The organism is Paenibacillus sp. FSL M8-0334 (assembly GCF_038000405.1).
Taxonomy (GTDB): Bacteria; Bacillota; Bacilli; order Paenibacillales; family Paenibacillaceae; genus Paenibacillus_AQ; species Paenibacillus_AQ campinasensis.
The window spans coordinates 1,598,566-1,621,715 of sequence record NZ_JBBOCH010000001.1 but is presented as its reverse complement, the minus strand read 5'-3'; the positions used below and the strand labels follow the sequence as shown (position 1 = coordinate 1,621,715).

At 51.2% G+C, this 23,150-nt stretch carries 21 protein-coding genes; 18 read left to right on the top strand and 3 right to left on the bottom strand.

Features of this window, described 5'->3' with window-relative positions:
• Positions 1-103: 103 nt before the first annotated feature.
• The 3 genes from MKX64_RS07040 to MKX64_RS07030 all read right to left on the bottom strand — a co-directional run bounded on the left by MKX64_RS07040 (position 104) and on the right by MKX64_RS07030 (position 3,527).
• A complete protein-coding gene (locus MKX64_RS07040; protein WP_341035588.1) occupies positions 104-2,056 on the bottom strand; it encodes an electron transport protein in 1,953 nt (650 codons plus the stop codon).
• A 71-nt stretch (positions 2,057-2,127) separates the two neighbouring features.
• Complete coding sequence (locus MKX64_RS07035; protein WP_095265945.1) at positions 2,128-2,403, bottom strand: transposase; 276 nt, start codon at positions 2,401-2,403, stop codon at positions 2,128-2,130.
• 101 nt (positions 2,404-2,504) lie between these two features.
• On the bottom strand, positions 2,505-3,527 hold the full coding sequence (locus tag MKX64_RS07030) for a serine hydrolase domain-containing protein (RefSeq protein WP_095265946.1): 1,023 nt from the start codon (positions 3,525-3,527) through the stop codon (positions 2,505-2,507).
• Between the two features lie 341 nt (positions 3,528-3,868).
• On the opposite strand from MKX64_RS07030, the gene MKX64_RS07025 reads away from it, so the two are divergent.
• The 18 genes from MKX64_RS07025 to MKX64_RS06940 all read left to right on the top strand — a co-directional run bounded on the left by MKX64_RS07025 (position 3,869) and on the right by MKX64_RS06940 (position 23,078).
• A complete protein-coding gene (locus MKX64_RS07025) occupies positions 3,869-4,057 on the top strand; it encodes a hypothetical protein (RefSeq protein ID WP_095265947.1) in 189 nt (62 codons plus the stop codon).
• Between the two features lie 186 nt (positions 4,058-4,243).
• A complete protein-coding gene (gene map, locus MKX64_RS07020) occupies positions 4,244-4,999 on the top strand; it encodes a type I methionyl aminopeptidase (protein WP_095265948.1) in 756 nt (251 codons plus the stop codon).
• Between the two features lie 388 nt (positions 5,000-5,387).
• Positions 5,388-6,437 (top strand): cytochrome c oxidase subunit II, encoded by a 1,050-nt coding sequence (coxB, locus tag MKX64_RS07015; RefSeq protein WP_095265950.1) that lies wholly within the window; start codon positions 5,388-5,390, stop codon positions 6,435-6,437.
• An 83-nt stretch (positions 6,438-6,520) separates the two neighbouring features.
• Positions 6,521-8,368: a cytochrome c oxidase subunit I gene (ctaD, locus tag MKX64_RS07010; protein WP_176475580.1), complete on the top strand. Its 1,848-nt coding sequence runs from the start codon at positions 6,521-6,523 to the stop codon at positions 8,366-8,368.
• Positions 8,365-8,988, top strand: a complete 624-nt coding sequence (locus tag MKX64_RS07005) for a cytochrome (ubi)quinol oxidase subunit III (protein WP_095398548.1) — start codon at positions 8,365-8,367, stop codon at positions 8,986-8,988. Before ctaD ends, MKX64_RS07005 begins: the two co-directional genes overlap by 4 nt.
• A 3-nt stretch (positions 8,989-8,991) precedes the next feature.
• Positions 8,992-9,312 (top strand): cytochrome C oxidase subunit IV family protein, encoded by a 321-nt coding sequence (locus tag MKX64_RS07000; RefSeq protein ID WP_095265953.1) that lies wholly within the window; start codon positions 8,992-8,994, stop codon positions 9,310-9,312.
• Between the two features lie 98 nt (positions 9,313-9,410).
• Positions 9,411-10,316, top strand: coding sequence for a cytochrome c oxidase assembly factor CtaG (gene ctaG, locus MKX64_RS06995; RefSeq protein WP_095265954.1), 906 nt, complete (start codon positions 9,411-9,413; stop codon positions 10,314-10,316).
• 24 nt (positions 10,317-10,340) lie between these two features.
• The gene (locus MKX64_RS06990; protein ID WP_095265955.1) at positions 10,341-10,805 is read left to right on the top strand and encodes a DUF420 domain-containing protein; all 465 of its coding nucleotides are present in this window, start codon (positions 10,341-10,343) and stop codon (positions 10,803-10,805) included.
• 200 nt (positions 10,806-11,005) lie between these two features.
• A complete protein-coding gene (locus tag MKX64_RS06985; RefSeq protein WP_330163935.1) occupies positions 11,006-11,737 on the top strand; it encodes a hypothetical protein in 732 nt (243 codons plus the stop codon).
• 70 nt (positions 11,738-11,807) lie between these two features.
• Entirely contained in the window at positions 11,808-12,209 is a 402-nt protein-coding gene (locus MKX64_RS06980; RefSeq protein WP_330163936.1) for a GntR family transcriptional regulator, read from the top strand.
• Between the two features lie 2 nt (positions 12,210-12,211).
• Entirely contained in the window at positions 12,212-13,114 is a 903-nt protein-coding gene (locus MKX64_RS06975; RefSeq protein WP_095265957.1) for an ABC transporter ATP-binding protein, read from the top strand.
• 16 nt (positions 13,115-13,130) lie between these two features.
• A complete protein-coding gene (locus MKX64_RS06970; protein WP_095265958.1) occupies positions 13,131-14,033 on the top strand; it encodes an ABC transporter ATP-binding protein in 903 nt (300 codons plus the stop codon).
• The gene (locus tag MKX64_RS06965) at positions 14,026-15,330 is read left to right on the top strand and encodes an ABC transporter permease (RefSeq protein WP_155617623.1); all 1,305 of its coding nucleotides are present in this window, start codon (positions 14,026-14,028) and stop codon (positions 15,328-15,330) included. The genes MKX64_RS06970 and MKX64_RS06965 overlap by 8 nt, the downstream gene beginning before the upstream one ends.
• Positions 15,331-15,429: 99 nt before the next feature.
• Positions 15,430-16,638 carry a TraB/GumN family protein gene (locus MKX64_RS06960; RefSeq protein WP_155617624.1) on the top strand — a complete coding sequence of 403 codons (1,209 nt, stop codon included), beginning with the start codon at positions 15,430-15,432 and terminating at the stop codon, positions 16,636-16,638.
• A gap of 164 nt (positions 16,639-16,802) precedes the next feature.
• Positions 16,803-17,222 carry a hypothetical protein gene (locus tag MKX64_RS06955; RefSeq protein WP_095265961.1) on the top strand — a complete coding sequence of 140 codons (420 nt, stop codon included), beginning with the start codon at positions 16,803-16,805 and terminating at the stop codon, positions 17,220-17,222.
• A gap of 105 nt (positions 17,223-17,327) precedes the next feature.
• Positions 17,328-17,702, top strand: coding sequence for an ArsR/SmtB family transcription factor (locus MKX64_RS06950; protein WP_095265962.1), 375 nt, complete (start codon positions 17,328-17,330; stop codon positions 17,700-17,702).
• A 197-nt stretch (positions 17,703-17,899) separates the two neighbouring features.
• Positions 17,900-20,098: a heavy metal translocating P-type ATPase gene (locus MKX64_RS06945; RefSeq protein WP_341035587.1), complete on the top strand. Its 2,199-nt coding sequence runs from the start codon at positions 17,900-17,902 to the stop codon at positions 20,096-20,098.
• Positions 20,099-20,408: 310 nt separating this feature from the next.
• Positions 20,409-23,078: a Tn3 family transposase gene (locus MKX64_RS06940; protein ID WP_155617626.1), complete on the top strand. Its 2,670-nt coding sequence runs from the start codon at positions 20,409-20,411 to the stop codon at positions 23,076-23,078.
• Positions 23,079-23,150: the final 72 nt, after the last annotated feature.

Genomic DNA, 23,150 nt, shown 5'->3' with positions numbered 1-23,150 from the left:
GCTCCTTGTCTTTAGAACACTTCATAGGGCAAGTCTTATACCTTAACCATATGAGCGTGTCGGACAAAGTATGATGATATGCTGAAGGCCTATGCTCCGAGTTCTACTTGAGCTTCAGGTTGAGCAGGTATTGAATGAGCGCATCCTGCTGCTCCTTCGTGTACCCCGTGGTTTCATCCACCCAATATTCATGCCCCTGCCCGGTGACACTCGTATCCTTCAGCCGTTGATCCTCACGGTTGGCTTTCACTACGAGCTCGCGCAGGTTTCTGTCCACCATCGCTTTGAGGCTGTTGTAGGGATCGGGGGAGATTCCTTTCATCAGGGTTGCGGAAACCCCCACCTGCGTCAATTCCGGACCGACCGCTACGCCTCCGTCATGAAGATAGGGTGCGGACCAACGCAGTCCGATCAGGCCCTTGACTTTATAGCCACCGCCGGTGTTCTTGTGTCCGAGCCCCAGCGTCAGCTGGTCCGGTTCGACATCCCCGGATGGCACCTCAACCACTTTGGCATCCTTTGGCAGGGGCACCGGTGTGTCCGGAGGATAGAACAGGGACTTGCCGAAATCGTTCTCTGTCGGAAAGAATGCCCGCGCACGGGCGGGTTCCGTGCCGATTTCCTTGACCGGCAATATCCGGTGGTTGTTGAAGGCGTCTCCTGCGTGGCAGGTGATGCACTGCGCTTTCCGGAAAATTTCCTTGCCAAGCGCCAGCGTCTCAGGCTTGGGTGTTTGTTTCGGCACAGGAGGTCTGATGACGTTCTGGTAGGCGGACATAGCGTTCACCTGCTCGCCGACCTTGTAGCCGGGCGTGTTGACGTACAGACCATTGGGGGCAAACGCCGATACTTTCGGGTAATTCGGAATTTTGATGACTTCATTGGCCCCGGCGGTGCCCGGGTTGGGGTCAAGCGTATCAAAAAACACCGAAGGCTTCATACCGCTTTTCGGATCGTATCGGTATTTCGGATTGGCGGCATTCTGCAGAATCGTGCCCACATAGACCTCTTTATCTATGCCAAAAAAGCTGTCGCTGACATCCATCTGGCTTAGCGAATCGGTGTTCTGGGCATGCACATTGTTCGTGAACGAGCTGAGCCCCTTGAACGGGCCGATCGCGGCAAATCCGCTCCAACTGTACGGATAGTCGCCCTTGGTGAACATATCGGGAATTTGCGTAATATCGCTGATCAAATCCACCGTTGTGTCAAAGTAACCCGGCGCCCATTTCACGAGATTGTCGTCAACGGCCTTCTCCAGCAGCTGGGCATCCGGCAGCGCTTCCTTCCCGCCTTTGGAGTTGGGAATTAAAGGGCTGGAGTCCTTTACATACTGGACCAGATTGTCAACATCGGTATGCGTGAAAAAAGCGGCGCTATTCGGTGCCAGTGCAAGAACGAGCCCCAGATTCAGATCGGCGTTGGGGGCGCCTTCGACCAAGCGCCCTGTCTCGTCGTTCACCGTCGCATGACAAGCCATGCAGGTGACGCCGACCTTGACGCGGCCTTCCTGATACTTTACGGTCAGGCCGACCGGCATATAGGAGCCTTTTGCCACATCGAATCCGGTCTTGATGATATCTCCTTTTTTAAAGGAAAGGCCTCCAACTGTAATATCTTCTTCCAGCGCTACCTCCAGGTTGCTCGTTCCCGCCCCCTTCAGCTTGGCAATCGCCTTCGAGATGCTCTTGATCGTTAACGGACCGCTGACGATGCCAAGCACATCGGAGAGAAAGATCTCATTGCCGAATGTTTGCTCGTACAGTGTCTTTCGGCCAAGCTCAAGCATATCGGGGGTGATTTCAACGGCGCCATCGTCGGGAGACAGTGAGGAAGGAGAGGGCTGCCGGGAGTTCGCGTGAAGCTTGACCGACTTGCCCCAGACATCGAATTGCCTAACCGGGCCATGCTGCGATGAGCGAAGCTCAGGCTTGTTCTCCAGCTTGCCGATAGGAGGGGTGTAGGAATATTCAGGTTCCAGCAGATAAAGAGTGAGCCAGACTGCGCCTATAGCCAGTACCGGGACGATAAGCCACAGCCATCTGGATTTTCTCATATCGGATCATCCTTTGTAAGCAGGCTTATGCGTATCGTGTGAACGCTCTGCTGTTCCTTGATCGAGAAGAGCTAGTCCACTTCAACATGACGCATTGGAGATTCTGCGTTGACTTGCGTATCCGGTCCTTTTTCTTTGCGGACCAGACGTTCGTCGGTTCTTCCTTCATGGTGGTTCTCAAAATCGTATTCGGTCAGATGCCAAGCGGTTGACCCTCCCTGTGGATCAAACGGGAATCTCTCCCCGCGCTTCAAATATTGTTCCCGGCCCCACTCATTCGTGTAGGTGCCGTCAACTTCAACCTCATCTCGTGAAATCGGGGGCAGATCTTTATCTTTACCGGACATGTTATCAAACTCCTCTCATTCATTTATAAAGTAAAGAAATCATATATGGCATAAAGTAACCATAATGGAGCATTAATATCCGCTCAAAGCCATGCCGGAGCTCAATCAGGCTGCATGGCTTTCAAAATATACCGCTCCAGCAGCATTCTCGGATTTCTCCAGCGGCTGACCCTGCTGTCGGCTGTGAAAACAACAACAGCGTCCAGCTCCGGAAAGAGATACATTTGCTGACCGCCATGCCCGTGGGCCAGGGCATATCTGAACCCTGAGAGCTGTCCGTTCCACCATTGATACCCGTAATCGCCGAAAGCGCCGTACCCTTTGGTTTGAGGCGCAAGGGCTTCCTCGAGCCAGTCGGAGGGGATGACGGCCTGCTGATTCCAGCGACCGCCCTCCAGGCAGCATACACCGATTTTGGCCATATCTCTTGAAGTCAGATACAGGCCAACATGACCCATCGAGTGCCCTTCCGGGCTCGGGGACCAGACGGCGTGGCGAATGCCGAGGGGGCTGAACAGATGCCGGGTCGCATAGGCGTGTGCGGGAATGCCTGTGCTCTCGCTAATGACAACGGACAGCAGATAGGAGTCGATGCTGCGGTACTGGAACTGGCCGATCTCCGCTTCCTGGATCGGGAGGGACAGAGCGAAGGCTGTCCAGTTCCGGGAGCGGTGAAAGCGGCGGATGAGCGGCTCGCCGAGTTTGGTGCCCGTCTGCCAGGCGAAGCCGGAGGTCATGGTCAGCAGGTGGCGGATCGTAATCCGGCCGAGCATGGGCGAGGCGTGCGGCGGCACAAACCTTGATAGTACGGAAGAGACGGATTTCTCCAGTGGCGGAAGCTCTCCGCGTGCATTTGCAATACCGGCAAGCAGGGATGTCACGCTTTTGGTCGCTGATCGGAGATCATTCAGGGAAGCGAGCGCATGACCGCCATAATAGCGCTCATAAATCAGCTTGCGGTGGCGGATGAGCAGGAAGCTGCGCATACGGGGATAACGCTCATGGATGAGCGCATCGGTCTTGTCCAGCATGCGGCGATCGACAGCGCATTCCTCTGGATCCGCACACGAAATAGAGGGGACGGCCTCCGGAGGGCAGATGAATAAAGGGCTGGGAGCATCCATGATGAACCTCCTTTCCGATTGCAGGCTTGGGCAATTCTTAGCCATATCTTAACCAGAAGACGGCTGAATGCTTGCATAGGATGCCGATCTAAAAAAATCAGCCTGGAAAAACATTTTTTGGGAAAGATGAAACAATCCGAAGAATATGATACAATAAATTAATGATTCAGCTGTTTGCTTTCAGGTTATTGTAGTGTCAGGTGCATTGGTAAGTTGCTGAATATCAACCTAATCGTTCACCACAAGAACTGCAGTAAGGCTTCACAACTCAATTTAAGGTAGATCTTTTCGGCATTCTCTAAACGGAGCAGTTTATTTCCACGTTTTGGGAGGGATCCATCATGGCAACGAAAGGTCACAATGAGGTAAAGGAAAGTCTGCGGGAAATGACACGAATTTTCCGGCCTAAAGATCCGAAAAAATTTGTAAAGGAGTACGTCCGGAAATATCATATTATGGGAGGGTACGAAGAAGAGCTCACTCTCGTCGTGGAGAACGAGTTGGGTAAATTAAATTCCTCTGTTTCGTAATATTGATTGCACCTGGATAAGCATCGCTGAAAGCATCATGTAGACATTGATTTTATGGTTTGAACCATTTGGTCTTGAATATGGTTAACCGTTTTTGGGGTGAATGCCCTGGAAACGGTTTTTTTGCTTTTTCCTTGCATATATTGGTTAGAAGTCAATTCAGAAGGCGAGGGGAAGCAAGTCAACATGGGAAAAGTAACGCTGAAGAGTGCGGAGGAGATCGGCTATATACGGCAGGCAGGTTCCTTACTGGCGGCATGCCATCAGATGATCGCCAAGCGAATCAAGCCGGGGGTGACAACACTGGAAATCGACCGGCTGGTGGAGCAGTACCTGGAGCGTGAAGGGGCTTATCCGGAGCAGAAGGGATATAAAGGGTATCGCTTCGCGACCTGCGCATCGGTCAATGAAGTGGTGTGCCACGGTTTTCCGGATGATCGCCCGCTGGCGGACGGGGATGTCGTAACGATAGATATTGTGGTGAACAAGAACGGCTGGCTGGCCGATTCGGGCTGGACCTATGAGGTTGGACAGGTGGCACCGGAGGTTAAGCGGCTGATGAACCGGACCAAGGAAGCGATGTACAAAGGTATCGAGAAGGTGCGCCACGGCGTTCCGCTGGGTGATGTCGGTCATGCAATGGAGACCGTGGCAGAAGAGGAAGGCTACGGTATCGTTAAAGCGCTGGTCGGACACGGCATCGGTCGAAGCCTGCATGAGCCGCCGGATGTGCCGAGCTTTGGAACACCGGGGAAGGGGCTCATGCTGAAAGAGGGGATGGTCATCACCGTGGAGCCCGTATTTACGCTCGGTCCGACAGGAGCTGTATACTGGGGCGATGATGGCTGGACGATCACGTCCGCGGACGGAAGCGTCGGCGTTCAATATGAGCATACCGTCGCCGTGACGAGAAATGGCCCCATCATCTTAACGGGATTATAAGATGATGAAAAATATAGCATAATGAATAGGAGGATCTTCAGTGCCGATTATGGGGCGAGAAGACCCTCCTTGCTCTATGATTGCTGGAGCGAAAGTTCGGGTAAACAGTGAAAGGGCAATCAAAGGAAGAAACGAATGTCGAAAAAAGGCGAAAAGGGGGTTGGATCGAGGGTGGAAGCGATTGCAAACCCGCGTCTGGCGCGACTTTGACGACTTTTCGAACAATTTGTGAATTCCCTGTGAATGATTGACAAAAGTTACCCATGAACTTATATTTAATAAGTGATTGTTTTAATTGACAGGATTACTTCATCCGTGATTGTGCAGGTAGATTACCGCTGTTTGCGCCGGATGGTAGTCTACGAAAATCGAAAAGTGGGGTAGATCAATGATGAAACGGTGGCAGGCAGTAAAGCGTCTTCTTCCCTTGTTAGCCATGTTTGCTTTGGTGTTATCCGGCTGCGGTCGCGAGGATCTGTCGGTCTTGAGACCACAAGGCCCGGTAGCGCAGGGCCAGCTGGATTTAATTAAGCTCTCCATTTCGATCATGGTTGTCGTTATGGTTGTGGTATTTGCAATTGCTGCTTACGTACTTGTAAAATTCCGCAGAAAAAAGGGACAAGACGAAGTACCTGAACAGGTTGAAGGGAACTTCAAACTGGAAGTGATTTGGACGGCGATTCCGCTGCTTCTCGTGCTTATCCTTGCAGTTCCTACCATTCAAAAGGTATTTGCATACGACCAGATTGATTGGAACGATCCGGAGGCCGTGAAGGTAGAGGTTACAGGACACCAGTTCTGGTGGGAATTCTATTATCCTGACCATGATATCAGAACAGCGCAGGAGCTTGTTATTCCTGTAGGCAAGAAAATTGCATTTCAATTGAAAACAAACGATGTGCTTCATTCCTTCTGGGTTCCATCTCTTGGCGGTAAGAGAGACACGAATACGGAGGGCACAGTGAACTACCTGACGCTGATTGCCGATAACGAGAATACATACATTGGCAAGTGTGCGGAGCTGTGCGGTGCGTCTCACGCTTATATGGAATTCCGGGTGAAAGCGGTTGATGATGCTACGTTTGATGCATGGGTTAATGCATTCAAACAGCCGGCCGTGCTTCCTGCAGATACGGAGCTTGCTGAGAAATTCAGAACCAACTGTCTTTCCTGCCACGCTGTGGGCGACCAAGGTGGTCCGATTGGACCGAGCCTGACCGGCATCGGATCGCGTGAGACCATAGCAAGTATCTTGCTGAACGATATAAGCGGCGCAGAGGGCAGCAAGCCGGTAAAAGACAACCTGGTGGAATGGCTGATGGACCCACAGGCTGTTAAACCTGGCAACACGATGCCTGATCCTAAGGATCTCGGATTCAGCGACGAGGAAATCGAGCAGATTGCTGAATACCTGGCCAATTATAAGTTGGATTATTAATACAGCAAGAACTTTTAAAGGGGGTACACACCTTGGCTCATGCTCATGCTCACGGCCATAGCGTAAAACGCTACACGGGGTTGATGGACTGGATTACGACCGTCGACCATAAGAAAATCGGAATACTGTACCTGCTTGCGGGAGCTTTCTTTTTTGGCATCGGCGGTATCGAGGCAATTCTGATCCGGATCCAGCTGATCAAGCCGATGAACGATTTCGTCTCCGCACAGGTATTCAATGAATTGATTACGATGCACGGAACAACGATGATCTTCCTGGGCGTCATGCCGATCATCTTTGCATTGATGAATGCGATCATACCGCTTCAGATCGGCGCGCGGGACGTTGCGTTTCCGTTCCTGAACTCGCTCGGCTTCTGGACATTCTTGTTCGGCGGACTTCTGCTTAACCTGAGCTGGATTATGGGCGGTGCACCGGATGCGGGCTGGACGGCGTACACGCCGCTCTCCTCCACGGAGTATTCGACGACACGAGGGGTCGACTTCTATACGATCGGCTTGCAGATTGCCGGTCTCGGCACCCTGATCGGCGGTATCAACTTCCTCGTGACCATCATTACGATGCGCGCACCGGGAATGTCCTTCATGAGAATGCCGATGTTCACTTGGACGGCGTTCATTACATCGGCGATGATTTTGTTTGCTTTCCCTGCAATTACGGTAGGACTTGTACTTCTCAGCTTTGATCGTTTGCTTGGCGCGAATTTCTTCGATGTCGCATCTGGCGGTAACCCCGTATTGTGGCAGCATATTTTCTGGATTTTCGGCCATCCTGAGGTATACATTCTGATTTTGCCGGCCTTCGGTATTATTTCAGAGGTTATTCCGACCTTCTCGCGCAAGCGTCTGTTCGGATACAGCTCCATGGTGTTTGCAACCATCCTGATCGCCTTCCTCGGCTTCATGGTATGGGCTCACCATATGTTCACAACTGGTCTCGGACCTGTTGCGAATGCGCTCTTCTCCATCGCAACGATGCTGATTGCCGTTCCGACAGGGATCAAGATCTTCAACTGGCTGTTTACGATGTGGGGCGGTCAGATTCGTTTCACAAGCGCGAACTTGTTCGCGATCGGATTTGTCCCAACATTCGTCATGGGTGGTGTAACCGGGGTTATGCTTGCTTCGGCTCCGGCTGACTTCCAGTTCCATGATACGTATTTCGTTGTTGCTCACTTCCACTACGTTATCGTAGGTGGTCTGGTGTTCGGCCTGTTCTCGGGTCTGCATTACTGGTGGCCGAAGATGTTCGGACGCATTCTGGATGAAAGACTTGGTAAATGGACGTTCTGGACGTTTGCAATCGGCTTCCATCTGACATTCTTTGTACAGCATTTCCTTGGTCTTCTGGGTATGCAGCGGCGGATTGTATCCTACTTGCCGAATCAGCACTTTGATACGCTCAACTTGATCAGTACGATCGGCGCATTCCTGATGGGTGTCGGTGTCATTCTGTTCCTGGTGAACGTGGTGCTGACAACGAAGAAGCCAGCCGGTGTTGCGAACGACCCTTGGGAAGACGGTCGTACCCTGGAATGGAGCATTCCATCTCCTCCGCCGGAATATAACTTCAAGCAGATTCCGCTCGTGCGCGGTATCGACGCATTCTGGAAAGAGAAGATGGCTGGCAACAAAGGCATGACGCCTGCTGAACCGGTAGGACCGATTCATATGCCGTCTCCGAGCATCCTACCATTTGTGATGTCGGTGGGGCTGTTCATCGCGGGTCTTGGCTTCATGTTCAGTACGGAGGACTTCTCCAACGCATTCATGAGCCTGATCTTCAATAAATACATCGTTATGATTGTCGGACTTGTAATCACCTTTGCGGCTATGGTTGCACGTTCCCTGTACGATGATCACGGCTATCATATTGAAGTTGAAGAACTGGAAGAGGAGGGGAAAGCATGACATCACACGCTGAACATGTAAACGGCGAACTTCCTCATGAGCCCGAAAAAGCAACGCTGGAGGGCCGTAATAAGGTCCTGGGCTTCTGGCTCTTCCTTGGCGGTGAAGCCGTGCTCTTCGGAACACTGTTCGCAACGTTTCTGGCGCTTCGCAACCAGAATAACGAAGGGCCGACGGCGGGTGAACTGTTCTCGCTGCCGATTACAGCCGTTGCAACGCTGATCCTGCTTGTCAGCAGTTTGACCTCGGTGTTCGCGATTCAGGCGATGCATCGCCATAATGTGAAATCGTTGATCAACTGGCTGATCGTAACCGTTGGTCTCGGCCTCGCGTTCCTGGGTCTTGAAATTTATGAGTTTTACGAGTACATCGTTCATGAATCCTTTGATATGAAGACAAGTGCTTTCTCGTCCGCATTCTATACCCTTGTCGGATTTCACGGCGCTCACGTAGCATTCGGTGTCGCCTGGATTGGAATTTTGATCGGCCAGCTGTATAGAAAAGGATTGAACGTTGTTACAGCGCCGAAGGTATATGTGTCTGCGATGTACTGGCACTTTATCGACGTTGTGTGGGTGTTCATCTTCTCGGTCGTATACCTTCTTGGAAAGGTGGCCTAAGAAATGACTGCAAATCAACAATCTAATGAAGTTACTGTGAAGCATCGTCATCGTCCGGAAGGCCCGGAAAAGCACATTTTGGTGTTCATCTTCTCGATCATTCTGACTGCAATCGCATTTGCGGCGGTGATGGCTGGCGGAGTAAATGCCACGTTTGCTGTAATTCTGCTGCTCGTGATGGCAGTTCTGCAGGTGTTCGTGCAGATGGGATACTGGATGCACTTGAAGGATAAGGGGCATCTGATGCCGATCCTGTTTATGATCGGCGGCTTTTTCGTAGCGAGTACGGCGATTGTCATGGCGTTGTTCTGGGTTTGGTGGTAAAATGAAAAAGAGGAGGCTAATAAGCCCCCTCTTTTTTTAAATCGTGGACATATGTCACAATATCGACAGAATTTAACCCGTTTCGGGGAGGTTTTCGAATGCTGGGCTTAGAATATTTTACTTTCGCAGATAAATGGAGTCCGCTGTTCCTGGCTTTCATGCTGGTTCTGACGGCGGTCTACTTCCTGATTGTTGGACCGCTCAGCAGCCGCTTTGAAGGCAGCGCTCCGGTATCGGCGGGCCGCAAGGTGCTGTTTGTCAGCGGCATGGCTGCTTATTACTTGGCCCAAGGCGGACCGATTGAACTGCTGGGGCACATGATGTTCTCTTTTCATATGATCAGCATGGCCTTGTCCTATCTGGTAGCGGTACCGCTGATCATTTTGGGTATTCCGGTATGGTTGTGGCGGGCCTTTGACCGGGTGAATCCGTTCAGGAAGCTCGGGTTCCTGGCGCGGCCGATTGTGTCGGCTGTGGTGTTCAACGGCTTGTTCTCGTTCTACCATATTCCGGTTGTACATGACTTTGTCATGCTCAATTTCACGGTGCACAGAATATATTTCCTAATTCTGTTCATCACCTCAATGCTCATGTGGTGGGCGATTCTGAATCCGATCCCGGAAAAGGACAAGTCGTCGGGCCTGATGAAAATGGCGTACATCTTTCTGAACATGGTGCTGTTAACGCCAGCCTGTGCGCTTATTATTTTCTCAAGCCATCCGATGTATGCGACTTTCAGCGATCCGGCTGTATGGGCGAAAGCGATGGGGTACTGTGTTTCGGATACTTCTACACTTCTGACAAGCTTCAGCGGTCCGCAGGATTTCGGATATCTGGATCCGCTCATTGATCAGCGGGTAGGAGGTATTATTATGAAGTTTTTCCAGGAGATCATTTTCGCTTCGATGCTGGCTTATGTGTTCTTCCATTGGTATAAGCGAGAGAACAAGGAAGATGATCCATTGCCGGGAGACATCCCGCCTGGAAATTTGAATCAAGCGTAAGCGGGTTACTGAAGGAGGACAGGCATGGATATTTATACGATCTTTCCCACGATTAGTACAGCATTTATCGTCATCAGCGCTGTGCTGGTGGCGATTGGCTGGAGACTGATTATTCAGGGAAAGCGCGAGGCTCATAAGAAAGTGATGATATGGGCGGCAATCGCAGCGATTATTTTCTTTATTATTTATTCGTCCCGTACGATATTCGTAGGGAACACGACGTGGGGCGGGCCGGATGATCTGAAGCTTTATTATCAGATTTTCCTTGTGTTCCACATTATATTGGCTACAGTGGCAGCTGTGTTCGGGATTACAACGCTTGTCCTTGGGTTCAAGGAGAAATATGCGAAGCACCGGAAATGGGGCCGAGTGACATCGGTCATCTGGTTCTTCACTGCCATTACAGGGGTCGCGGTATACACACTGCTGTATGTGCTGTACCCTGGCGGACATACGAAGCCGGTATGGGAAGTCATATTCGGGATATAAGTAACACAAGCACTTGTCAGAGGAATCTGACAGGTGCTTTTTTTTCTTGCAGCGGAAAATTTTCGGAGGGGAATTGACAGTGGAAGAAGCACACTATATACTGTGTATAAAGATATACACAGTGAGCACAGTAATCACACTAAGCACAGTGTTTCTTATATGCAACAACTTCGATTAGATAACGTTAACGACCAGGGAAGGTGAGTAGCTTGCATAACATTCGAATGGCGATGAACATCATTGAGAAGGACTTTCGCAGTGATAAGTTTCAAGTATTGTGGACGCTCCTATTCACGCTGTATATGGTTCTCGTCACCGGCATTACAATCGGGCAGCAGTTTGAGGATTTGGGCAACGTTTTTCCTTTCGTGGACTTTATATTGTTTTTCTATGTACCGATGATGAGCCTCTGGTTCTCCAGACGTTCATTCCGTTATCTTAACGAGGATTCATACACCCAGATGCTGTATTATTATCGGACACTTCCGATTCCGGTGCCCGTCATTGTGTATAGCCGTCTCATCATGGGGCTGATGGCATTTCTCTTTAACGGGTTGATCTACTATGGCAGCATCTATCTGATTTCGCCCGCCACGAGAGCGATTATGGACATTCCGAGTTACCTTGCATTTGTAGGGATATGGCAGGGGATAGGATTTCTCGTCTCAGGCTTCTACATTTACTGGGAGTTCATGGTTAGCGGCAAGGCATATTTCCACAGGGCGTTACTGCTCATTCTGATAACCTCGATTGCAGTCGTATCGATGAGCATGATGGGATTTAGCCTTTTCAAATTCTCGGCCGAATCTGCCATGCGCTGGAAGCTGTTATCGCCAGTGATGTGGGGATCGCTGATTATCGGGTTGGGGACTTTCCTGCTGTTAGGGAGACGGACGCTGCATATGCTGAAGAACAAGCGAGATTTGGCATGAACGAATCTGGAAGTTTGGGGAATGAGAGAGGTTCCCATCGGATCGTTTCTGAATAAGTGAGGTGATAGAGGTGCGAATTCCTATTCAAATTAATGAAAACAGTGCAGAGCCCTTGTATCACCAGATTGAGACACAGCTGCGTTCGCTCATTATTAGCGGTCAGATCGAGGAGGGGACACTTTTGCCATCGATTAGAGAATTCGCCGGAAATCTGAACTGCAGCGTCATCACGGTTCGCAGAGTGTATCAGGATCTAGAGAATGAGGGGCTGCTTCGCACAAGGCAAGGAACCGGCACATTTGTCGCCGGTGTCGGAGCAGAGGAAAGAGAGCAATACAAGAAGAAAGAGGTTGTTGAGGCGCTGACAGCCGCTATTGAGAAGGGACTGGCCGTCAAGCTTGAACAACACGAGCTGATTCAGTTGTTTAACGAGATTGTGCGAAAGAAATATCAACCGAAGGGGGATGTATGATTATGGAACCGGATGTGATTTCATTCCGTAATATTCATAAGCGACGGCGAACCAAAACCATCGGTCCTATCGATATGTCGATTCCATCAGGATACATCGTGGCTTTGGTTGGGCCTAACGGATCGGGTAAGAGCACGCTGCTTAATATGATTATGCAAACGGTGTTTCCTGACGAGGGAGAAATCAGCTGGTTCGGTCAAGCCTATCCGGATGGACTGCCGGTGTCGGTCAGACAGCAGATCGGCTTTGTTCCTGAACAGTTGAGCCTGGAAGAGAAGAATTTGACGGTAGATGAGGCAGCGGCCTTTCGATCGATCTGGTATGACAATTGGGACGGGTATTTATTCGATGAGCTGCTGTCACGCTTCGATGTTCCGAGGGGAGTCCGGCTGACCAAAATGTCGAAGGGCGAGCGGCGCAAGTTTGAAATTGCTGCTGCAATGGCCCCGAGGCCGAAGCTGCTCATACTTGATGAACCGTCGTCGGGGCTTGATCCCTTTGCCTGGAAATTGATGATCGAGCAGCTCCACAAATGCATGCGAACAGCGGATACGAGCATCCTGCTGTCCACCCATATTGTGGATGAGATTCGGCGCTTGGCGGATTATGTGGTGCTGATGCATCACGGAAAACAGCTGGGTATGGTCGAGAAGGATTCCTTGCTGGATAACTGGAAGGAATGCTGGGTCGCTCAGGATGCAGCAATCCTGCAAGATTTGCCAGGCATCGTAAGCAGCAGACAGGAGTCTGCAGGCACGATCTCGTTCATAACGACCGAATGCTTGGAAGTGGAACGAATTCTGCATTCCGCCGGGATCGGATTTATTCAGACCCGGTCGCTCGAACTGGATGAAGTGCTCGGATTGTGGATTGATGGCTATAGTCCTGCCGGTATGAGGAAATAAGAGAGGAGATTGACGTATGCTGCGATTGCAATTGGAAGATGTAGTGAAGATTTATGCTGACAAAACCGCGGTCAACCGGATTTCGCTTGAAGTGGAGGAAGGGGAGATCTACGGCTTGCTGGGGGCCAATGGTGCGGGTAAGACCACAACGATGCGCATGGTTCTCGGCCTGATCTACCCTGACGAAGGAAAGATTCTGTACAATGGCAAGCCGTACAACAAGGAGCTTCGCCGTCTGATGGGATATCTCCCGGAAGAACGCGGACTGTACCCGAAGGTGAAGGTAAGCGAGCAGATCACGTATCTGGGTCAGCTGCGGGGAATGTCGGCCAAGGAAGCGGACAAGAGTCTCAAATATTGGCTCGAGAAGTTCGAAGTACCGGATTACTATGACAAGAAAATCGAGGAGCTGTCCAAAGGGAATCAGCAGAAGATGGGCTTTATTGCCGCGGTCATTCACAACCCGCAAATTCTGATTCTGGACGAAGCCTTCAGCGGTCTTGATCCGGTCAATGTCGAGCTGCTGAAGTCCACGGTGAAGGAGCTGCGGGATAACGGAGCCAGCATTCTATTCTCGACTCACCGGATGGAGCATGTGGAAGAGCTGTGCCGGAACATTACGATTCTGCATCGTTCCAACACCGTGGTGAAAGGGAACCTGAAGGAGATCAAGTCCCGTTATCCGCGTGAGGAGGTTGTGCTCGGCACGGAAGGGGAAGTGCAGGGCCTTGACAAGCTGTCAGGCGTCACGGAAGTGACGCGCACCGAGGGAGGATATTTGATCCGCATCAGCGAGCTGGAAGCGGCCCAGAGCATTCTGAATACAGCGATGTCCCAAAGCGTCATTCATAAGTTTGAAGTGAAGGAACCGACATTGAACCAAATCTTTATTAAAGCGGTAGGTGAATCCAATGAATAATACATGGACCGTAATCCGATTTACATTCATGAACAAGGTCAAGACGAAGTCCTTTCTTGTCACCACCCTGATATTTGCCATACTTCTCTCCGTCGGCATCAATCTTCCATACCTGATCCAACTGTTCACAGGAGACGGGGATTCGGGAAGCAAGTCAGCTGAGCGGATCGGACTCGTATATGGTCAACAGCAGGAGCTCGCGACCGAGCTGGAGTCTTCCTGGGGCCAGCTGACTACCAATTATGAGCTTATCCCTTATGAGACAGAGGATCAGCAGCTTCTGAGCCAGGATATGGACAATGGCCTTATTGAGGGGTATCTGAAGTTCGAGGAGCAGGAGGGCGGACTGTTCCCGGCGGTTGTCTACACAGCAGGCGAAGACAGAATGGAGCTGGAGCTTCAATCCAATCTTCAGGCCGCGCTCCAGATTATTAAAACGCGCAGCATCGCGCAAGGGTTAAACTTGACGGAGGCGCAAATTACCGAGATTAATACCCCGGTACAGATCGAATCGCGGAGTCTCGATGCAGGCAATGCTGGCGATGCCGAGGGAGAAGGTGCAATCCCGGGCTCTTCCGCTGAAGCGATGGATTATGTGCTGGTATACGCACTGGTGATTCTGTTCTTCTTCACGCTGATGAGTACAGGGAATATGATTGCTTCCGAGGTAACGACGGAGAAGAGCTCCCGGATTATGGAGATTCTCATTACCAGCGTATCGCCGCTCAGCCAGATGTTCGGCAAGGTCATCGGCATGCTGCTGCTCGGATTGTTTCAAATCTTGTCCTTCGGTGTGGTCGTGGCGATTAACCTGATGCTGCCGCATAATATTGAGGTGCTGAAGGACCTGAATCTGGATATCTCGGCGATCGATCCAGCGCTCTTGATTCTGGGGCTCGTGTTCTACATCCTGGGTTACTTCCTGTATGCGGTACTGTATGCAGCCGTCGGCTCAATTATTAGCCGTACGGAGGATCTCGGGCAAGCAATCATGCCGCTGACGATGGTCTCGCTGGTTGCGTTCTATATTGCGATCTTCAGCTTGTCGACACCGAACTCCACCTTGCTTAAGGTGTCCTCCTTCATTCCATTTACCTCGCCGACAACGATACTGGTGCGGGTAGGACTTGGCGATGTACCGATGTGGGAAGTAGCGGCATCGTTGGTCATTTTGATCGTATCAATTCTAGCCTTTGGCTGGCTCTCGGCCAAGATTTACCGGACTGGCGTTCTGCTGTACGGCAAGCGTCCATCCTTCAAGGAACTGATGAAGGCGATGAAGGCATACAAGATGTAAATGACGGCAAGACAACAGACAACAAGACAGACATCCCGGTTAGCTTTTTCTTAGACGCAGCAATTCATCATTATTCTATATACCAAAGGAGATATGAACATGAAAAAATGGACACGGGCACTGCTATCTGTAATGATTTCCGCAGGGCTGCTGGCTACGGCTACGCCAGTGATGGCTGGTCCAGCCCAGCCGGACATCAAGGTCAATGATCAGCAGGTTGAATATGCTGGAGGCGCTCCGCTCATTGAGAAAGGCACAACCTATGTTCCGCTGAGAAGCACGCTGCAGGCGCTGGATGGGCAGCTGACAAGCGCGAAAGACGGCATCATTCAGGCTGTTGTCAACGGGCAGACCATCACGCTGAAAAGCAGTCTGAAAGTTATCAATGGCGTGACCTATGCGCCAATCCGGGTTGTTGGGGACGCAGCAGGCTATGAGGTTCGCTGGGACGCTTCATCCCGTACGGTAGTTCTGTTCTCCAAGGAAGCGGCGGAGACAGGCGCGCGCGGTTTCCTCTGGCAAGTGGAGCATGACGGGAATACGGTATATCTCGTAGGCTCGATGCATGTGGCTGATGACAGCTTCTACCCGCTGCGTGCAGAATTTGAAGAGGCGTTTGCCGAAGCGGATTATCTGGGCGTGGAAATTGATCTGACCAAAGCTGAGGATGAGCAGCAGCAGAGATTGATGCTGGAGAAGGGCATGTACACGGACGGTACGACTTTGAAGGATCATATCTCGGCTGACACCTATGCCAAGCTTGGCGAAGCGTTGGAGAAATTCGGTCTGGAGCCCAATGCACTGGATATATTCAAGCCTTGGGTAGCGGAGGTCATGATCAGCAACCTGCAAATGACGGTGTCCGGATATGATGCGACGGCAGGCATCGACCTGTATTTCTCTCAAAAGGCGATCGAGCGAAACATTCCAATTCTGGAGCTGGAGTCCTACGAATCCCAGTTGGGAATGCTCAGCGGGTTCTCGCTTGAGCTGCAGGAGAAGAACCTGAATACCATTCTGGAACACTTCGAGCTTCTGGATCAGGAGATTCATCAGATGGCCGAAATGTGGAAGACAGGCAATGAGGAGCAGCTGCTGGAGCTGACTGGCAGCATGGAAGAGGAGCCTGAATATCATCAGGCGATGCTGGTGGACAGAAACATTGAGATGGCCGAGAAAATCGACGGCTACCTGAAAAACGGCAACAACGAAGAATATTTCATCGTTGTCGGCGCTGCTCACTACCTTGGCGACTATGGCATCATTAAGCTGCTTGAGGATAAAGGATATACAGTGGTAAGGAAGTAAGGTTTAGAATTAAATAGGAAACGTTTTGGCACTTACAAGCGTTAACCATATGAGGGCAGATTATTCTGCCCTTTTTTGTTTGTAGTAAATCAGCCAACAAGATGGATTTGGCCCTGAAGAAGAGAAGCTTGAAAAAAACGAATATTATAGGGGGAGAATGAACCATGTATACGCGATGTCGATCCCTCATGCTGCTTTGCGGCATTTGTGCAATTTTTCTTCTGATGGCATGTAACCATGAGAACGATAAGTATATTGAAAAATTGAACTTTGCCACAGCAAATCCGTCGTCGGAATACAGTGAATTTTTATACTTTAATGGCAGGCTTTATGGAATAAGTTCAGAGGTAGTGGACGAAGAGGTATTTAAGAATAGAATCGGAAAACAAATCGGAGAAATCAAAGGCATTGATTCGATGGTTAAAGAAGATGGAGATGTTGGTGTTGAAAATCAGGATGCTGAATTTTTATTCAAACCCGGAGATGGGATACACGAAATAACAGATACCTCCAACAAACTACTTCTACTCATTAAAACGTCCAAAGGATATCTTCACACGAAACTAATCATGAGTGATGACTAGAGAAAGAATTTTCATGGCCCTCTCCTTAATCGTAATCCTTTCGTTTTTGGTGCGATTGCTATACAATAAATAGTAATTGCGTAAAAATAGGATGGTGATTACGGAATGGAGCAGAAAGGACCGTTGACTGAAGATTGTGATACATCATGCGCGGGCACAGAAACGGATCTGAAGCCGGTGAAGGCGGCGCTGATTGATGAACATGCGGCTGTGCAGGTGGCCGACTGGTTCAAGGCATTTAGCGATCCTACCCGGGTAAAGCTGATTCATGCGCTTCTGCAGCGCGAGCTGTGCGTTCACGATCTGTCAGAGCTGCTGGGCATGGGGCAATCCGCGATCTCCCATCAACTGCGGTATCTTCGCAATATGAGGATTGTAAAGCGGCGCAAAGTCGGCAAAACCGTCTATTATTCGTTGGATGATGCCCATATCGAGCAAATTTTTACCCAGACGCTTCAACATACGATGCATGGTGAATAATATGAAAGCACCGCAGCTCGCGCTGTAGGTGTTTTTATTTTTTTGGCATCCAGTTGATTTCAATGTCCATGCGCGCGATGGAATACTTATATTTCATGATTGACAACAATCTTGGTACGTGCATATAATGGATGTAGATAATATATGAACAATTGCTCATATGTTGATGCGATGGTTATGGGGAAGGAGAGCTGGATATGCAAGCACGGCAGAAAGTGAAGAAAGAGCTTATCCTGGAAGGGCTCGATTGTGCGAACTGTGCCATGAAAATTGAGAACGGCGTTAGTAAAATTGAAGGTGTTGCTTCATGCTCCGTTAATTTTGTAACCAAAACGCTGACGATGGAAACCGACCCGGATCGAGATACGGACATTGTAACAAAGGCCAAGCAGAAGGTGAAGCAACTGGAGCCGCACATTCGCGTCCTGGAAAAAGGAAGCTCCAGATCGAAGGTGGCTCATCAGCAGGATAACCACGGGGAAACTCATAATCAGCACGAGTCCCATCATGACCACGACCATGCTCATGGGCATGACCATGGCGCCGGCAGTACGAAACGGTTGCTGACCCGGCTGCTGCTCGGGATCGGCATCGGCGCTGCCGCCATTCTAACGTCGATATACTATGATTATGCATATATTGAACTGGCACTCTTTCTCATTGCATACCTGATCATAGGTGGAGACATTGTGCTGCGGGCAGCTCGGAATATCATTCGCGGCAAGGTGTTTGACGAGCATTTTCTGATGACCATCGCCACGCTCGGGGCGTTCATCATTGGCGAATATCCCGAAGGGGTAGCAGTCATGCTGTTCTACCAGGTCGGGGAAATGTTCCAGAGCATCGCCGTTAATCGTTCTCGTAAGTCCATTAGCTCGCTGATGGATATCCGGCCCGATTATGCGAACCTTAAGGTGGGCCATGAGACGAGACGGGTAACGCCCGAGGAAGTGGCAGTTGGCGATCTTATTCTGATCAAGCCGGGTGAGAAGGTGCCCCTGGATGGCAAAGTTATAGATGGCTACTCTGCCATGGACACTTCGGCGCTTACTGGCGAATCGGTGCCAAGGGAAGTGGGGCCGGGGCAGGATGTGCTGAGCGGTTTTATTAACAAGAATGGTGTACTTACCGTCGAGGTTGCCAAGGAATTTGGCGAGTCCACCGTATCGAAAATTTTGGATCTGGTACAGAATGCAAGCAGCAAAAAAGCGCCAACCGAAAATTTCATTACGAAATTCGCCCGCTATTATACGCCGGTTGTCGTCATTGCTGCGGCACTGTTAGCACTCGTTCCCCCACTCTTCATCAGTGGTGCGACGTTCGCGGACTGGGGTTACCGCGCACTTGTATTTCTCGTCATTTCCTGTCCTTGTGCGTTGGTTGTCTCGATTCCGCTCGGATTTTTCGGCGGCATCGGTGCTGCATCCAAGCGGGGTGTGCTGGTGAAGGGCAGCAATTATCTTGAAGCGCTGAACGACGTGAAATATGTTGTCTTTGACAAGACCGGAACGCTGACGAAAGGCGCATTTACGGTTACCCGAATTCAGCCGGCAGGTGCGGTTTCGGAGGAGGAGCTGCTTGAAGCTGCGGCTTATGCAGAGCTGCATTCCACCCATCCGATTGCCGAGTCGATCCGGGCGGCCTACGGCAAGGAGATCGACGAAGCGTTGCTATCGGATTATAACGAAATATCCGGGCACGGCATTCAGGTGAACGTGAAAGGAACCGAAGTGCTGGCAGGCAATGCGAAGCTGATGAACCGTGAACGTATTCCGTTTGAACAGCCGACAGATCCGGGAACGATCGTTCACATTAGCATCAACCGGGCGTATGCCGGATATATCGTGATCGCAGATGAAGTGAAAGAGGATGCTGCGGAGACGATCCGTGCGCTCAAGGAGCTCGGGATCAAGCAGACCGTCATGTTGACGGGAGACTCAAAGACCGTGGGCGAAGCGGTTGGACGCCAGCTCGGAATCGATCAGGTGCACGCCGAGCTGCTGCCGCAGCATAAAGTCGAGGAGATCGAGAAGCTGGATCAGCAGAAATCACCGAAGGAGAAAATCATCTTCGTCGGTGACGGCATCAACGATACGCCGGTGCTGGCGCGGGCCGATGTCGGCATGGCGATGGGCGGACTCGGATCGGATGCGGCCATTGAAGCTGCGGATATTGTCATCATGACCGATGAGCCGTCCAAGATCCCGGCAGCCATTCAGGTGGCCAAGCGGACAAGACGCATCGTATGGCAGAATATCGTGTTTGCACTAGGAGTGAAAGCCATATTCCTTGTGCTGGGCGCATTCGATATCGCCACGATGTGGGAGGCGGTCTTCTCGGATGTGGGCGTCACACTGCTGGCCGTGCTGAATGCAGCACGCATACTGCGGAGCTAACTCCGGCATGATCCAACAACAGGGGCGCGAGATCATCGAAAGCAACTTATAAAGAGCCGGTACCGGCTCTTTTTTGCGTCTAGGCTGGCCGATGGACACGGATGGTCACCTGTTGATTTGTATATTGTGCCAGCATCGGCGCCGCTGTAATATCCTGTAGTCATTTGACAGGTTTAGCAACTGGTTTTACAATATCACGAGGGGAATTTTTACATTTTTACCATCTTAAAATTATGGTTTAGCGGCCTTGTTGATTTGTTGTCAGCTGCATCAGGGGAGAGGCCCGCCTGCGGACAGGAGAGTGGGATACATGAACGCTAAGGAAGTGTTAACCCAGGAGCAGCGAAGACGATTTAAAAGCATACCCGAAGCAAACGATCCGAAGGCTGTGCAATACTACACGTTCACTCAGGAACAGCTGGACCATATTCTACATCATAGGCGAGATCATAATCGCTTAGGGTTCGCTGTGCAGCTGGCCCTGGTCACCTATCCAGGCTGGCCGCTTCTACACTACGAAACGATTCCGCAGTCCACCCTTGCCTATATAGCCTCGCAAATTCACGTATCGCCCGATGTATTTTCCGATTATGCTAAACGAGAGCCGACCCGAAGGGAGCATCTGGAGGAGATCCGCAGAACGTATGGCTATGCGAGATTCGCGAAGCAGCATCAACGCACGCTTGCAGACATGCTGTATCACCGTGCATGGGAAGATGACAATCCGGTTGTGCTGATGACGGCAGCGGTTGGCTGGCTTCGCGAGCACAAGCTCATATTCCCGGCGATCTCTACGATCGAGGGCATGATATGGGAGGCGATGCACCGGGCAGAGCATCATATGTATGCCATGCTGGGTGCCGCTGTTACAGAAGAGCAGAAGAGCTTGCTTGACGGCATTATGGAAGGAAAGATGCGCAAATCGCTTAGCTGGTTGAGGGATGGGGCGGGAGTCTGCTCGCCAGAAGGATTTCTGAAGGTGGCAGAACGTATACGTTGCCTCAGCGAGTTCGGTCTCCGTGTAGATACAGAGAGCATCCCTGCGAAACGTTTGCAGAAAGTGACCCGCATGGCCAGCTCGTATGACTCCCATCTATACAAAAAACTTCGCCCCGAGAAAAAGTATGGGCTGCTTGCCCTTCATCTTCAGATGCTGCGATCGGCTTATATCGATGAGGCCATTCGTATCCATGACGGCTTGATTACCCGATTTATCGCCGACATGAGACAGCACCGCAAGAAGGAGAAAGAGAGGACGCCGGCTGAGGATGCCGCCCTGACTCCAGCGTTCCGTGCACTCTTCAAGAAGCGCTTCTTCCGTTTGCGCAAGTACGCGCCGGTGCTGCTAGAGCTGCTGGATTTTCAAGGGAGCGACTCCGCCGCGCCGCTGCTGGAAGCAGTGCGGATGCTGCGCCAGATGCATGAGAACGGGCAGCGTCACCTTGATCCTACCGAAGCGATGCTCAATTTTGTACCGAGAAAAAGACGGAGGCTGCTGCTGAATGATCGCGGCGGGGTATACGGATACATCTATGAACTGGCGGTGCTGGTGGAGCTTCGCAACCAGCTTCGTTCCGGCCATGTATGGGTGGATGGCAGCGTGCTGCACAAGCCTTACACGGCATACCTGCTTCCCGATTCCGGAAGGGGTTCAACGGATTGTCCCGAAGGCAACCGAATGAATACATATTTGCAAGACCGTCAACGGCTGTTGACGGAAAGCCTGCCGCTGGTCTCCCACAGCACCGGTATCCCGCATGGTTACGTGATCCGGTCCATGCCGCTGCGTTCCCGGCACCCGGGTCAGTCCGGGCGTTTGAATCCCTATCTTCACAGCCGTCTTCCGGCTATTTGTTTGTTGGATTTGCTCAAGGAAGTGGATAGCTGGATTGGGTTTACGGATCAATTCGTGCATGTAACGACCCGGCGGGAGCCGGAGCAAGAGGAGAAGGACCGGATATTGTCCCTTCTGGTCGGACTCGGTACGATGACCGGCGTGAAGCCTATCGCCCAGCTACCCTCCGGAACGTACCGCCAATATATGAATACGCTTCAATGGCGGGTGAACGAAGAGGCGATCGCGCAGGCGCAGCGGGAAATGATAGCGTTTCAGAAGCGTTTGCCGCTTGCAGCTATCTGGGCGGAAGCCTACGGAACCTCCTCCGATCTGCTTCGCGTACCGGTCACCCGGTCTTCGGAAGGCGCCTTTCAGGGGGCTGACACGACGGATCGATACTATTTGTACCGTTGTATGAACGAACAATCGATGATTGTCTCCACCCGCATAACCCATTATGCGCAGCCAGGGTTCCTGCTTGAAGGAACGACGGGTCAGGATTCCTCTTATGCGCGGCATTACTGCCATTATTCCGGATATGTGGATCGGCTGTTTGGATTTTCCCATCTGCTTGGCATTCCGCTCATCCCTCGACTGGACCGTTTCCAGAGCACCCGGTTATATCAAATTGACAAGAAGAAGATGCTGCCTTTTATGAGAACCGGGCTTATCAACACGCGTGTAATCCGTGAAGCGAGTACGGCGCTCCGGCAGGCGAGGGATGCCGTCAGAGCGGGCGGCGTTCCGCCCAGTCTATTATATGAAAAGCTTCGTTCACAGCAGGATGCGGATGAGGCGTTGCGCGATATTGGCCGCATTGAGAAATCATTGTTCTTCATCGAGTTCCTTCGGTCCAATGAGCTGCATGCAGGGATCGAGCGGGATTCGCTCCGCTGGCAGGAGATGAATGCGCTGAACAAGCAGCTGATACCGCAGGAGGAATGGAATTATAATGGCAGAAGCGCCGAGGAATATACCCTGTTCGCGCTGGCGAACAGTTTTATCGTGAATGCCGTTATCGTGTGGAATACGGTCTATCTGGAAAAGTCCGCCCAAGAGCTTATGGCATCCGGAAAGCTGGATGAAGCAATGCTTAGCCAGGTGTCCCCCCGGTATGGCGGGCATCTGATGCTGCAGTCGTAACCTTGATCGCGGAGAAGCGCCATGAGGAGGCAGCCGGCGAACGTTGCCCGGGAACGCCCCAGGGCCTTCCCC